This is a genomic window from Thermomonospora curvata DSM 43183 (assembly GCF_000024385.1).
In the GTDB taxonomy this organism is placed as follows: Bacteria; Actinomycetota; Actinomycetes; order Streptosporangiales; family Streptosporangiaceae; genus Thermomonospora; species Thermomonospora curvata.
Window position 1 is genome coordinate 153,249 of the sequence record NC_013510.1, and the last position, 12,712, is coordinate 165,960.

At 73.3% G+C, this 12,712-nt stretch carries 10 protein-coding genes and 1 pseudogene; 6 read left to right on the plus strand and 5 right to left on the minus strand.

Annotation, left to right across the window (positions count from 1 at the left end; genetic code table 11):
* Positions 1 to 26 precede the first annotated feature (26 nt).
* Positions 27 to 1,220 carry an ATP-binding protein gene (locus TCUR_RS00710; RefSeq protein WP_012850534.1) on the plus strand — a complete coding sequence of 398 codons (1,194 nt, stop codon included), beginning with the start codon at positions 27 to 29 and terminating at the stop codon, positions 1,218 to 1,220.
* 240 nt (positions 1,221 to 1,460) lie between these two features.
* Here the strand turns inward: TCUR_RS00710 and TCUR_RS26150 are convergent, their stop codons facing one another.
* Positions 1,461 to 2,732, minus strand: coding sequence for a MauE/DoxX family redox-associated membrane protein (locus tag TCUR_RS26150; RefSeq protein WP_245536948.1), 1,272 nt, complete (start codon positions 2,730 to 2,732; stop codon positions 1,461 to 1,463).
* Positions 2,732 to 3,718: a hypothetical protein gene (locus TCUR_RS00720; RefSeq protein ID WP_012850536.1), complete on the minus strand. Its 987-nt coding sequence runs from the start codon at positions 3,716 to 3,718 to the stop codon at positions 2,732 to 2,734. Before TCUR_RS00720 ends, TCUR_RS26150 begins: the two co-directional genes overlap by 1 nt.
* Positions 3,719 to 4,090: 372 nt before the next feature.
* On the opposite strand from TCUR_RS00720, the pseudogene TCUR_RS00725 reads away from it, so the two are divergent.
* A pseudogene (locus TCUR_RS00725) lies at positions 4,091 to 4,585 on the plus strand (SigE family RNA polymerase sigma factor); the annotation flags it as partial.
* An 859-nt stretch (positions 4,586 to 5,444) separates the two neighbouring features.
* Complete coding sequence (locus tag TCUR_RS24480; protein ID WP_012850539.1) at positions 5,445 to 7,202, plus strand: sigma factor; 1,758 nt, start codon at positions 5,445 to 5,447, stop codon at positions 7,200 to 7,202.
* 4 nt (positions 7,203 to 7,206) lie between these two features.
* Here TCUR_RS24480 and TCUR_RS00740 read toward each other — a convergent pair whose 3' ends face one another.
* Positions 7,207 to 7,953 (minus strand): MerR family transcriptional regulator, encoded by a 747-nt coding sequence (locus TCUR_RS00740; RefSeq protein ID WP_012850540.1) that lies wholly within the window; start codon positions 7,951 to 7,953, stop codon positions 7,207 to 7,209.
* A gap of 85 nt (positions 7,954 to 8,038) precedes the next feature.
* Here TCUR_RS00740 and TCUR_RS00745 point away from each other — a divergent pair, with 85 nt between their 5' ends.
* On the plus strand, positions 8,039 to 9,043 hold the full coding sequence (locus TCUR_RS00745; protein WP_012850541.1) for an adenylate/guanylate cyclase domain-containing protein: 1,005 nt from the start codon (positions 8,039 to 8,041) through the stop codon (positions 9,041 to 9,043).
* A gap of 46 nt (positions 9,044 to 9,089) precedes the next feature.
* On the opposite strand, the gene TCUR_RS00750 is transcribed toward TCUR_RS00745, so the two are convergent.
* Both TCUR_RS00750 and TCUR_RS00755 read right to left on the minus strand, forming a co-directional pair.
* Positions 9,090 to 9,941, minus strand: a complete 852-nt coding sequence (locus TCUR_RS00750; RefSeq protein WP_012850542.1) for an LLM class F420-dependent oxidoreductase — start codon at positions 9,939 to 9,941, stop codon at positions 9,090 to 9,092.
* A 353-nt stretch (positions 9,942 to 10,294) separates the two neighbouring features.
* A complete protein-coding gene (locus TCUR_RS00755; RefSeq protein WP_012850543.1) occupies positions 10,295 to 10,639 on the minus strand; it encodes a TraR/DksA family transcriptional regulator in 345 nt (114 codons plus the stop codon).
* Between the two features lie 362 nt (positions 10,640 to 11,001).
* Between TCUR_RS00755 and TCUR_RS00760 the strand changes: the two genes are divergently transcribed.
* Both TCUR_RS00760 and TCUR_RS00765 read left to right on the plus strand, forming a co-directional pair.
* Entirely contained in the window at positions 11,002 to 11,979 is a 978-nt protein-coding gene (locus TCUR_RS00760; protein ID WP_012850544.1) for a sensor histidine kinase, read from the plus strand.
* Positions 11,976 to 12,710, plus strand: a complete 735-nt coding sequence (locus TCUR_RS00765) for a response regulator (protein WP_012850545.1) — start codon at positions 11,976 to 11,978, stop codon at positions 12,708 to 12,710. The genes TCUR_RS00760 and TCUR_RS00765 overlap by 4 nt, the downstream gene beginning before the upstream one ends.
* Positions 12,711 to 12,712: the final 2 nt, after the last annotated feature.

The following is a 12,712-nucleotide window of genomic DNA, read 5'->3' on the forward strand; positions in this document are numbered from 1 at the left end:
TATATGAGCTCATACGCTCCGAGACCGTGGACCCCGTGCGCAACCCCTATGCTCCCGGCGCCGGGCAGCGCCCGCCCGAGCTGGCCGGGCGCGACCGCGAGCTGCAGCAGTTCGAGGTGGTGCTGGAGCGGGTGGCCCGGGGACGCCCCGAACGCAGCATGATCATCACCGGGCTGCGCGGGGTCGGCAAGACGGTGCTGCTCAACACCTTCCGCTCGATGGCGATCCAGCGGCTGTGGGGCACCGGCAAGATCGAGGCCCGTCCCGAGCAGTCCATCCGCCGCCCGGTGGCCTCCGCGCTGCACATGGCGGTCCGGGAGCTGGCGCCCCGCCACCGGGCCCCTGAGCGCATCGAGTACTTCCTCGGCGTGCTCAAGGCGTTCGCCCAGGCCGGTGAGGAACCCGCCGGCAAGGGCCGGGCGCGGGCGCACCGCTGGCAGCCGGGCATCGACGTGCCGGCGGTGCGGGGCCGGGCCGACTCCGGCGACCTGGAGATCGACCTGACCGAGCTGTTCGTGGACGCCGCCTCGGTCGCCACCGACCTCGGGGTCGGCATCGGGCTGTTCGTGGATGAGATGCAGGACGTGCCCGCCGAGGACATCTCGGCGCTGTGCGCCGCCTGCCATGAGCTGTCGCAGGTCGGCGGCCCGCTGATCGTGGTGGGGGCGGGCCTGCCGCACCTGCCGGCGGTGCTGTCGGCCGGCAAGTCCTACTCTGAGCGGCTGTTCCGCTACGCCCGCATCGACCGCCTCGACCGGGCCTCCGCCGACCGGGCGCTGCTGGCCCCCGCCGAACGCGAGAACGTCACCTACACCCCCGAGGCGCTGGAGGCGCTGTATGAGGCGGCCGACGGCTACCCCTACTTCGTCCAGGCGTACGCCAAGGTGACCTGGGATCTGGCCCCGGCCAGCCCGATCACCGCCGAGGACGTCAAGGTGGCCGCCCCCGAGGCCGAGAGCGAACTGGCGGTGGGTTTCTTCGGCAGCCGCTATGAGCGCGCCACCCCCGCCGAACGCGACTACATGCGCACGATGGCCATGCTGGGCGACGACCCGGTGCCGACCGCCGCGGTCGCCGAGGCGCTGGGCCGCAAGCCCTCCAGCCTCTCGCCCGCCCGGGACGGCCTGATCAAGAAAGGACTGATCTACAGCGCCGAACGCGGCCTGGTCGCCTTCACCGTGCCCCACTTCGGCAAATTCCTGCGATCCCAGCCGAACTGACCTCCGCGCTGCTGGGACCGTGGGCGGCTGCCCACCGCTGCGACTGGAGAGCCACACGAACCTCATGTGACTCAAGAAATCTAGGTGTTCCTAGGGGCAACCCTAGAGAGCACTAGATTTCCCTTGCCCCGGGTGTCGCGTTTTCTACGGCGATCTAGTTCTGCCGCTAGATCACCGTAGAAAGCCCAAGGCACGCATGCGGGAGCCCGGGCAAGACCGCCCGTCCCTTCGACCGGACGGTCAGCGGGACATGACGTACTGCCTCGCGCACTCCCGGCATTCCCCGCCGGCGGGAGCACCGGCCGCCGCGTCGCCGGCCTTTGAACCGCCCGCCCCGACGGCCGAGGCCGCGCATCGGCATCCCCCCGAAGCCTTGACCGCGGCGGATCCCGCCGCCGAAGCCGTGAGTTCACCGCCGTGATGCCCCTGAGACGCCGCCGCAGAGGACCCGCTCGACGGTGGTGCGGCCTGGGCGACGTCGGTGCCCGGGGGCGCGGGTTCGCCGTCGTGGTGCTCGTGGGAAGCAGCGGCAGGGGAGCCGGCCGCCGAAAGCGCGGTCTCGGCGCCGTTTCCCGGGGATGGAGGTTCGGTGCTGCGGTGCTCCCGCGACGGAGGGACGGGAAGGACGGCCGCCCCGGGCGCGGCTGTGGAAGGGCCGGTGGCCTGGGAGGTGGGCGTGGCGGGGGCGGGCGCTGACGGTGCGTCCTCGCGGGGGGCGGGGTCGAGCACGGCGGCCCGGACGGTACGGTCGCGATGCGCGGTGGACACCGCGAACACGACCTCCACGGGGCGTCCGTCCCGGTGGGCGGGGTAGGCCAGGAAACGCCAGCAGCCCTCGCGCCACACGTCCAACGGCTCATCACTGTCGAGCAGGGCGCGGTACCGCCGCCACGGGCGGCTGCGTCGCAGGATCTTCTGGGATTCCCGCAAAGGGCTGCGGCGGCGTTCGCACGGCACCGCGGGGCGGCGCCGGCGCCGCAGCAGCGCGGCCGGCTCGCGGGACAGGGCGGTCAGCGCCGCCAGTTCGAGTGCGCACAGCGCCCAGGTCTGCCACGGCCCGCCGGTGAGGACCTGCATGCCGTCGGCCGTCCCGCCCAGGGTGGCCAGGGCGGCCACGGTGAGCAGCGCGGCCCGGGCGATCTCGCGCCGCCCGATGCGCTCATCGCTCAGCGCGCCGAAGCAGCCGCAGCCGGCGTCGGGGGTGCGCTGCCGCAGCTCACCGACCACCCAGGTGGCCGCCCCCAGCAGCAGCACGGTCGCCACCCGCACCGCCGGGTGCGCCGACAGCATCAAGGCGACGCCCAGCGCCACCTCCACCAGCCCGTGCACCACGGCCACCGGGCGGCTGCGCCGCAGCAGCACCGCCCAGCCGGGTTCGGCGGAGGGCACCTGGATGCCGTGGATCTGCTCCGGGCGCTGCGGCGCGGGCTCGCCGATCAGCAGCTTGGCGAGCCCGGCGCCGGTCAGCACCGCGGCCAGCAGGAGCACCTGGGCGTCACTGACCATGGTCATCATGGCGATCCTTCCGGAGCGGGGTGAAAAGCCGCGGCGGTGGCGGTGAAGTCGAGCGTGACGTTGAAGCAGCCGGCGTCCAGGTCCCCGCCGAGAGCGGCGAAGCCGACCGGGGTCAGCTCCACGATCCTGCCGCGGGGGGACGTTCCGCACTCCACGCACCGGTCGCAGTAGCGGGCGGCGACGCAGCCGCACTCGACGATCGGCACCTTGAGGGCGCGTCCGCTGCACTCGTTGCGGACGATCAGCACGCTGCCGCGAGACAGGCAGGGCAGCGGAGCGCACCCTTGCGGGGCGTCGGCGCAGCCGCCGGCGTCCCCCTCCGGATCGACCGCCGGGTAGGCGGCGCCCGCTGCCCGGCCCGCCGCCGGGCCGTCGAACCAGGTCGCGCTGCCCTGCACGGTCTGCGGGGAGGGAGCGTCGGCGGAGGCCGGCACGATGCGGTCGGCCGGGTGGCCGGGCTGGGAGGTGCCGGGACGGACGGCGCGCGGCCCGTCCGGGGAGCGCACGCAGATCACGTCCATCAGGTAGCCGGGCTCCAGCATGGGGTGCCGTACCAGCACCCTGCGCAGGGCGTCTTCGGGAATGGTGAGCAGGGTGCGGCCGCGGTGCGGCCCGCCGTCCACCTCCACCTGCCGGCCGTCGCGGTCGCAGGACAGGATCGTCCCGGTGACGCGCGTGATGTCGACCCACACGCGCTCGGCCACGGAGCCGTCGGCGTCCAGCCGTACGATCGCCTCCCGCCCGGGCGTCAACGCCTGCGGCCCCGAGCGTCCCCCGTGCCAGACCGACGTGGTGGGGGCCATCGGCAGCCGCACCGGTTCGCCCGCCGCGGTGTCCAGGACGAGCAGGTGCGGGCTGGCGTCCACGATCGTCCCCCGGACGGCGCGGGGCGGCGCGTCGGGCACGGCTCCGGCGGGCGGGGCGGGCAGGTCGAATACGGCCCGGCTGCGCAGCCGTCTCAGGGCTCCGTCGGGCTGGGGCATCGGCGCTCCGGAAGGCGGTCTTTTGTCGGCACGGCTGTCAGGGCGGTCAGTCAAGATTGACGGGCGGTGGCCTTCCTGTCGACGGATATGTCGGTTCAAATCGGTCAGCGGGATGAGCCTCTCAACACCCGGATGGAGGAATCACCTTCAGGTTGACCCGAATATGTTGTTTTTGTTGATCCGAAATTACGGTCCCCGTGCGAGGGTCGAAACACGACGGCAGACGGGCGCTTCGGACGGCCGGCACGGAGCGCCGGGCGGACGGGGGTCGCGGCCGCATGCGGTGCACCCCTTGGCAACGTGACCGGGGCGCCGGTGCGCACCGCCCCGGGGACCGGGAGGTCGCGGGTTGGGACGAGGCAGCCCCCTGGGATCGGTGACCAGGTGAACAGGGCCCAGCAGGAGGAGTTCCACCGGTACGTCGCAGACCGGGGGCCCGTGCTGCTGCGCGCCGCCCGGCAGCTCACCGGCGACCGCACCGAGGCCGAGGACCTGCTGCAGGTGGCGCTGGCCAAGACCTACCTGGCCTGGGACCGCATCAACGACCGCGCGGCGGTGGACGGCTATGTGCGGCGGGCCATGGTCAACACGCACATCTCCTGGTGGCGGCGCCGCAAGCTGGAGATCTACCCCACCGATGTGCTGCCCGATCGGCCGGTGGACGACCACACCCGGCGCAGCGAGATGCACGACGCCCTCTCCCGCGCCCTGGCCAGGCTGCCCGAGCGGCAGCGCCTGGCGGTCATCTTGCGCTATTACGAGGACCTGCCGGAACCGGAGATCGCCAAGGTTCTCGGCGTGAGCGTGGGAACGGTCAAAAGCACCGTCTCCCGGGCGATGGCCAAGCTCCGCGAGGACGTCGATCTGGAGCACGACTTCACCGCCCCCAAGGCCGCCAAGGAGCCGGACCCCCCGTCCGAGCGCGGCGCGCTCCCGGACGCCCGCCACGCCCCGGACACCTCCGAGCGCGACCGGTGAACGCACGCCGCAAGGCCTCTCGCTGATCATCTCTTCGATCATGACCCACGCTGCGGAGGGGTGGGCCACCGAACCTTTGCAACACGTGGTCTCGAGCGGCCGAGATACGGGAGCCCCGGCGGCGCACGGTGCCCCGCCATCGCGGGCCACCACCCCCTCCCGCCTGTCCTGAGCTGCGGAAACGGTGTGCTGAAAAAGTCCGCCGCCGGATCGGCCCAGGCCGGCGGGCAGGGCCGCGGCCGGCGCATCTCACCGGAGGGCTACATGGTGCTGACTGATCGGGCCAAGACCATGATCAAACGCACGGTGAATGGATCTTCCCGGTGGAACTGATGGGCCGCCCGCGCCCGACGAAGACGCCCTCCATGGAGCATGGCGCACCCTGCCGCACACGCCCCCTGACAGGGCGGCAATGGCCTTGTGAAGCCGCCGCCGAACGGGCGAAGCCCCTGGTTGGGGCGGCGATCACCGGAATGCGGGCATTCGCCGTCCAGATCCTGCGACCCGGGCCGCAAAGTTCTCCGACAAGACGTTCGGGAACGCCGCGCAGCAGGCGATCCGGCCGCTGCTTGCCGGGATCGAACCGGCCAGACCCGCCATATCGGAAGCGGCACGCTCTGCCCGCACAGGTAACCATATTGGTGATCTTGTGGTGTGCGGGTCAGAAGTGGTGTAAGCAAAGGCCCGTACCGATGTCATATGGCCTGTGTGATGAGGGCCTTCCACCGCTGTGGCGGGAGTGAGCCAAATGCCTAGGTGGTCTTCCGGAACCCCGGACGCCGATCGTCGGCTCGTCCAGGGGTTGCACCAGGGAGACGAAGAGACGCTGGGCGTCCTCTACGACACCTATGCCGAGCAGCTCTTCGACTACTGCGTCGCCATGGTCGCGGAGGAGAGGCGGGCGGCCGACATCGTCCACGACGCCTTCATCGACGCCCAGCGCCGCGCTCCGCGCATGCGCAACCGGATGCAGTTGCGCGCCTGGCTTTACGCCGCCGTCCGGCGGCGCTGCCTGCGGGGAGGCCGGGCCGCCGGCATGTCCTGGCGGTGGGCGGCGGCGTCGGCCTGGGCGCAGGAGCCGGGCGCCGCCGAGGCGGAGGTGACGCCCGAAGAGGCCCGCCGCCTGGTGGAGGCGATGCTGGGACGGCTGGACTTCCTGCACCGGGAGACCCTGGTGCTGACGCTGCGGCACGGCATGAGCCCCGCCGACATCTCCGCCGTCCTGGGGGTGTCGGCACGCCGCGTCGCCGCCCTGGTGGCCCAGGCCGAAGCGCGCGCCGAGGCGGCGATCACGGCCGAGCTGCGCGCGATGGTGCGGCACTGCCATGCCCGGCGGGACTCCCGGGAACGGTCCCAGTCCGATCCCGCCGCCGAGCCGCAGGAGGCTCCCGAGGAGCAGCCGGTGCCGGCCGGTGCCGCCGGAGGCGGTTCGCCGGTCACCGCGCTGCGGCACCGCTCCGCCGTGCGCCTTCTCGCCTCCGGCGGAACGTTCCGCAGGCGGCGCCTCAGACGCTCCGGCACCGGCCGGGCGGACCTGGAACCCCAGCTGGCCCGGCATCTGGCCGACTGCACCGAGTGCTGGCGGCGCGGCCGGGTGGCCGCCGGGAGTTTGCTGAAAGCGGCGCCGGCCCCGGTGCCGCCGGCCGCGCTCCGGCGCCGGGTGCTGCACACCGCCACCGACCCGGAGCTGGCCCCCCACCGCACCGACATCGCCGCGCGCGGCGGTCCGCTGACCCCCGCCGGGCTGCCCCGCCAGCCCGACATGCCCTCCCCGTACGCCCGGCGCTGGCTGTTCCTGGGGGGCGGCGCGGCCGGCGCGCTGCTGGCCGCGATGGTGGCGATCTTGATGATGGGGCCGGTCACCGCGAATCTGCGCTTTCCGTTCGACCCGCGCCCCCAGCCGTCCACCGAGGAGGCGCGGGAGAAAGGGGCGGAGAGCGGCGACCACCCGGCGTTGGCGGCGCCGGGCGCCGGCGGTATGCCGGGGCCCGGCGGCGGGTACGGCCGGACGCCCTCGCCGGGTCCGCCCTTCGGTGAGGTCCCGCCCGACGAGCCGCCGGAGGACCGCACTCCGCAACCGCCGGGGCCGGATCCGTCCGGGCCGCCCGGCCCGTCCCCGTCGCCGAACCCGACCCAGCCGCCGGATCCCTCGCAGCCCCCTCAACCTCCCTACCCGTCCCAGCCGCCCCTGCCGTCGCCGTCTCCGCCGCCCGCGGAAGGGCGGCTGGTCGTCGGCCCGGCCTCGGTGGTCGTGGGCCGGCAGGGCGCCACCATCACGCTCACCGCCCAGGACGGCCCGGTCGTCTGGACCGCGGTCACCACCAGCGACAAGCTGAGCCTGTCACTGGGGTCGGGGACGCTGCAGGCGGGCGCCTCGGTCGAGCTGCAGGTGGTGCTGGCCCGGCGTTCGCTGATCAATCTGCCCGGCAATGCCGCGATCACGGTGACCGACGCGGCGGGCAACCGGCACGAGGTCCAGGTGAAGTGGCGGCTGTCGCTGTTTTGAGGCCTCAGGGCCCGAGGTGCTCGCGGATCACTTCCATCCGCTCGCCCAGCGCCTGCTGGACGCGGGCCTCCATGGCCCGGGCGATGAACGGTTCCACCACCGTCTTCACCAGCGGGCGCATCCGCCGCACCAGCGCGGCCAGCTCGGCCGGCGCCAAGTCGCCGCCCGGCCCGTCCATCCGGGCGAAGACGTGCTCGCCGACCAAGGAGACGAACCGGTCGGCGATCACCTCGCAGTCGTCGCGGATCCGCTCGGCGACATCCAGCACCGCGGCCACGGGGATCCCGGCGGCGACCAGCTCGGCGCCCACGTGCAGCAGCCGGGGGCTGGGCACCCGGTAGCGGTCGCCTTCGGGCTCGATCAGGCCCAGCGCGGTGGCCCGCTCCAGCAGCGGGCCGATCTCCTCCTCCGCCAGCCCCTTGCCGAAGGAGGCCACCAGCTCCTCGACCGTCACCTGGCCGGGCAGCTCCTCCGACCAGGGGTCGGTGAGCACCTTCTCCAGGCCGAGGACCTCGCTGACGTCCCTGCCGTGCTCCCAGGCCAGCAGCAGTTCCTTGATGACCGCCAGGGTGTAGCCGCGCGCCAGCAGCTGGCCGATCAGCCGCAGCCGGGCCAGGTGGGAGTCGTCGTAGTAGCCGACCCGGCCGCGCAGGCGGGGCGGCGGCAGCAGCCCGCGGTCCTGGTAGGCGCGGACGTTGCGGACGGTCGTCCCGGCCGCGCGGGCCAGGTCGTCGATCCGGTAGTCGGCCATCGCGGTGACTCACCTCCCGTTGACCGCCCTGATCTTACGACCGATCATTGTCACATTGATCGATGTCAAGGTTTGGGGGCGGTTGATGACCGAGGCGCCATCGAGCGACCAGCTGATCGAGGAGACCCTGCTGGGCGGGCCGGCCCGCTACACCCGCGCGCAGGTCGAGAAGCTGTCGGGCGTCCCGGCCGACTACGGGCTGCGGATCTGGCGGGCGCTGGGCTTTCCCACCCCTCCCGAGGACGAGGCCGCCTTCACCGACGAGGACGTGGCCGCGCTGCAGGAGATCCGCGAGCTGCTGGACACCGAGCTGGTGGACGAGGAGATGGTGCTGCACCTGGCCCGCGCGGTCGGCCAGACCATGGGCCGGCTGGCCGGCTGGCTGGGCGGGGTGTGGCTGCGCCGGCTCGGCCAGGAGATCCCCGACGACCAGCCGGTCACCGAGGAGCTGGTGTTCACCGCGCTGGCGGCCACCGAGGAGCTGCGCCCCCGCTTCGAACGGCTGCTGCTGCACGGCTGGCGCCGCCAGCTGGCCGCCTCCGCGCTGCACTCGCTGACCACCACCGCCGCCGCGACCGCCGACCCGGCCAGCGGGGTGGCGCTGATGGCGGCCGGTTTCGCCGACGTGGTCTCCTTCACCCGCCTCAGCCGCCGCATGGACGAACGGGAGCTGGCCGAGTTCGTCGAGCGCTTTGAGGCCACCGCCGCCGGGATCATCGCCGACCTGGGCGGCCGGCTGGTCAAGACGCTGGGCGATGAGGTCTTCTTCGTCGCCGCCGACGCCGCCGTCGCCGCCGAGATCGCGCTGTCGCTGGCCGGACGCCACGGCGTCGACCCCGGCTTCCCGCGGGTGCGGGCCGGGCTGGCCTACGGCGAGGTGATCTTGCGGCTGGGCGACTTCTTCGGCACCCCCGTCAACCTCGCCGCCCGCCTCACCTCCATCGCCTACCCCGGCGCGGTGCTGGTGGACGGCGAACTGGCCGCCGCCCTGGCCGACGACGACCGCTACGACTTCTCCTCGCTGCGCCCCCGCCCGTTGCAGGGCCTGGGCCGGGTCCGCCCCCGCCTGCTGCGCCGCCGCACGTCCTGACCCCGCGGGGCGCCCCGGCCGGCGGCGCCCCGCGGGGCCGGCGGGGTCACTGCTTGGCCAGCGGGGCCAGGGCGCGCCACTGCTCCAGCGGCAGGGTCCGGTAGTCGGCGGTGATGACCTGGACGGCGGCGTGGTCGGCGCCGGCCTGGAAGTGCTCGGCGATGCGCCGTTCGGCCGCCTCCACATCGCCGATCGCGAAGACCGCGTCGATCAGCCGGTCGCTGCCGCCGCCCGCGAAGTCCTCCTCGGTGAAGCCCAGGCGCAGCAGGTTGTTGGTGTAGTTGGGCAGCTGCAGGTAGAAGGACAGATGGTCGCGGGCGCTGCGGCGGCCCCGCTCCAGGTCGGTGTCGAGCACCACCTTCACCTCGGGGGCCAGCAGCGGCCCGTCCCCCAGCACCTGCCGGGCCCGGTGGGTGTGCTCGGGGGTGACCAGGTACGGGTGGGCGCCGGCGGCGCGGTCCCGGGCCGCCGCCAGCATCTTCGGGCCGAGCGCGGCCAGCACCCGCTCGGCGGCCGGCACCCCGGCGGCGTCCAGCTCATCCAGGTAGCTCATCATCGTCGCGTACGGACGGCGGTAGCGGTCGCCGACCGCCGGCCCGTGGCTGATGCCCAGCCCCAGCAGGAAGCGCCCGGGATGGTCGTGGGCGAGCGCCCGGTGCTGGGCGGCCACCTCCGAGGCCGGATGGTCCCAGACGCTGAGGATCCCGGTGGCCACCACGATGCGGGAGGAGGCCTCGATGAGCACCCGGGCCGACTGCACCCCCGGGCTGCCGCCCAGCCAGATCGCCCCATAGCCGAGCTCCTCCAGCTCGGCGACCGCCTCCGCGATCGGCTCGGGGGCCTTGGGCCGCCGGGTCCGCAGCGCGGGAGTCCAAATGCCGATCCGTCCGAGTTCCATCCACGCCTCCGTTGTCGATCATCCGGCTCTTGTGGCAACCGGGCGGCGGTGCCCGCTGTTCCCGCCGCGCCGCTTCGGCGACGCCGGGGCGGGAGGAGTTCCGGGCACGACTCCCCGCCGGGGGCATGCCCGTGCCGCGGCCGGAGTTCCTTCAGGACCTCGTGCCGAACATGCCCGCCGATGATCGAACCGTGGCAAAGGCGCCCCGCCGCGGCGCGCGGTGACCGGCACCGCGCGCCGCAGCCGGGCCTCGGCTCAGGGCACCACGCCGGAGCGTGCCTCGGGTACTCGTCCGTACCGTCCATCGCCGCAGCGGCAGACGGTGGTGAGGAAGGCGATCGATCCGGCCGCGCTCATGCTCGTCCCCGTCGGCGCTGCTGGCAGGAGACACAGCAACGGGCGTACGGCAAGATCTCCAGCCGCCCCTCGGGGATGGGCTTGCCGCACTTTTCGCACAGTCCGTACCGGCCCTGCCGCAGCCGCAGCAGCGCCTCCTCGATGTCCTCCAGCGTCTGCCGCAGCGCGTCGGCCTGCACCAGCGCCGTGTCATCGGGCTGCCCGTCGTCGGACCGCGTCAGGGCGGCCAGCTGGGCCTCCCGGCTGCGGCGCTCCTCCTCCAGCCGCTGCCGGACCTCCCGGCCCCGGGGGCTGTCGGGGTCGTAGCCGCCGGTGACGCTGTGGGCGGTGTCCAGGGTCATCGATGACCTCCTTTCGGGCGCCCGCAGGCGCCCCGGATAATCCAATGCCCCCCACGGTTTCGTGGAGGGCATGCCACGACGCCGATGTCCGGCCGCCGGGGTTCACAGCGGTGGTTTTCCGGACATCGGCGACGAGATCGGGCAGGATTTATTGGATCCGTCCTCACCATGAGTGAATTGCCCGGGCGGCGCAATCGGTGGCAACACCCATCTGGCGGCCGGGCCACCATGTAGAAGCGGGACCGCTCCAGGCGGCTTTCATCAGCGGCAATGGACGCCGTGCCCGATCGACCGGCCGGGGCGGGCGCGGCACAGTGGAGATGACGCCCGGGCCGACGAGCAGAGATGGGGGACTGCGGTCAGTGCGGCTGTTCTGGCGAGTGTTCTGGCTGAACACCCTGGTGTTCGCGGTGGCCACCGTGCTGCTGGCGATCGGCCCGTGGACGGTGTCGGCCCCCATCCGCCTGGTGGAGCTGGCGGTGCTGCTCACCGGGGCGGCGGCGCTGCTGGCCATCAACGCCGCGCTGCTGCGCTGGGGGCTGGCGCCGCTGGACCGGCTCACCCGCACCATGGCCACCGTGGACCTGCTGCAGCCCGGCCAGCGGCTGCCGGTCACCGGCAGCGGCGAGGTCGCCGCGCTGATCGACACCTTCAACCAGATGCTGCAGCGGCTGGAGACCGAACGCAGCACCAGCAGCGCCCGCGCCCTGTCGGCCCAGGAGGAGGAGCGCCGCCGCATCGCCCAGGAACTGCACGACGAGATAGGCCAGAGCCTGACCGCCGTGCTGCTGGAGCTCAAACGCCTCACCGACCGGGTCCCCGAGCCGCTGCGCGAGGACGTGCGGTATGCGCAGGAGACCATCCGCGACAGCCTGGATGAGGTCCGCCGGATCGCCCGCCGGCTGCGGCCCGGGGTGCTGGAAGACCTCGGGCTGGCCAGTGCGCTGACCGCGCTGACCAGCCAGTTCTCCGAACACACCGGGATCAGGGTGCGCCGGTCGCTGCATCCGGACCTGCCCCCGCTCACCCCGCAGGTGGAGCTGGTGCTGTACCGGATCGCCCAGGAGAGCCTCACCAACGCCGCCCGGCACTCCGGCGCCGGTGCGGTCGAGCTGAAGCTGGCCCCGGCGGACGGCGGGGTGCGGCTGGACATCACCGATGACGGCCGCGGGCTGAACGGGGCGCCCGAGGGCGCCGGGATCCGGGGCATGCGGGAGCGGGCCCTGCTGGTGGGCGGGCGGCTCACCCTCGAGTCCGGCCCCGAGGGCGGCACCCGGGTCTCCCTGCATGTGCCCACTCCTCCGAAAGGACCCCAGGAAGGACGAGGACCACGACCATGACCGACGAGACGGCGGCCCACCCGCAGGGGCGGGTCGTCTCCGAGCCGGCCCAGGGCCGCCCGGACGGCCCGGCCAAGACGCGCATCCTGCTCGCCGACGACCACGCGCTGGTGCGGCGGGGCGTGCGGCTCATCCTGGACGGCGAGCCGGACCTGTGGGTGGTCGGCGAGGCCGGGGACGGCGCCGAGGCGATCGAACAGGTGCGGCGTCGGGCGGGCACGCCGCAGGAGGTCGATCTGGCCGTGCTGGATGTGGCGATGCCGCGGATGACCGGCCTGCAGGCCGCCCGGGAGCTGTCGCGGATGTATCCGCGGCTGCGGATCCTCATCCTCACCATGCACGACAACGAGCAGTACCTGTTCGAGGCGCTCAAGGCCGGGGCGGCCGGGTATGTGCTCAAGTCGCTGGCCGACCGCGATCTGGTGCAGGCTTGCCGGGCGGCGGTGCGCGGCGAGCCTTTTTTGTACCCCGGCGCGATCAGCGTGCTGATCCGCAGCTACCTGGAGCAGGCCCGCCAGGGGGAGGAGCCGGAGACGCCGCTCACCCCGCGCGAGGAGGAGATCCTCAAGCTGGTCGCCGAGGGCCACTCCTCCCGGGAGATCGCCGACACGCTGTTCATCAGCGTCAAGACCGTCGAGCGGCACCGCGCCAACATCCTGGCCAAGCTCGGCATGAAGGACCGCCTGGAGCTGACCCGCTACGCCATCCGCACCGGCCTGATCGAGCCGTGACC

Coding starts and splice junctions, on each gene's coding strand:
- TCUR_RS00720 (WP_012850536.1), bottom strand. CDS start 3,718: ATGCCCCAGCCCGACGGAGCCCTGAGACGGCTGCGCAGCCGGGCCGTA.
- TCUR_RS00740 (WP_012850540.1), bottom strand. CDS start 7,953: ATGGCCGACTACCGGATCGACGACCTGGCCCGCGCGGCCGGGACGACC.
- TCUR_RS00745 (WP_012850541.1), top strand. CDS start 8,039: ATGACCGAGGCGCCATCGAGCGACCAGCTGATCGAGGAGACCCTGCTG.
- TCUR_RS00755 (WP_012850543.1), bottom strand. CDS start 10,639: ATGACCCTGGACACCGCCCACAGCGTCACCGGCGGCTACGACCCCGAC.
- TCUR_RS26150 (WP_245536948.1), bottom strand. CDS start 2,732: ATGACCATGGTCAGTGACGCCCAGGTGCTCCTGCTGGCCGCGGTGCTG.
- TCUR_RS00765 (WP_012850545.1), top strand. CDS start 11,976: ATGACCGACGAGACGGCGGCCCACCCGCAGGGGCGGGTCGTCTCCGAG.
- TCUR_RS00750 (WP_012850542.1), bottom strand. CDS start 9,941: ATGGAACTCGGACGGATCGGCATTTGGACTCCCGCGCTGCGGACCCGG.
- TCUR_RS24480 (WP_012850539.1), top strand. CDS start 5,445: ATGCCTAGGTGGTCTTCCGGAACCCCGGACGCCGATCGTCGGCTCGTC.